We start from the raw sequence: 240 nt of genomic DNA, 5'->3' as shown, positions 1-240 counted from the left end.
GGCGCTGCTGGTGCTGGGACCCGCGTTCGCGGGGTTCCGCCAGCAGGGCCTGGATCCGCAGGCGGCGGGCCTGGCGGTGTGGCAGCTGGGCATGGCCTCGCTGGTGGTCATGGGCCTGCTGAAGCTGGTGCTGTCCTTCGCCGGCGACTGGATCACGCGCGTGGTGCCGCGCGCGGCGCTGCTCGGCTCGATCGGCGGCGCGGCGCTGCTGCTGCTCGGCTTCCTGCCGCTGATCGAAAC

1 pseudogene is annotated in these 240 nt (G+C 73.8%); it reads left to right on the top strand.

Going from position 1 to position 240, the window contains the following annotated elements:
- Positions 1-240, top strand: a pseudogene (locus tag SB719_RS22375) (hypothetical protein); the annotation flags it as partial.

Origin of the sequence: Pantoea sp. SIMBA_079 (assembly GCF_046940275.1) — a bacterium.
GTDB classification, from domain to species: Bacteria; Pseudomonadota; Gammaproteobacteria; order Enterobacterales; family Enterobacteriaceae; genus Pantoea; species Pantoea borealis.
This window is presented reverse-complemented; position numbering and strand designations above follow the sequence as displayed.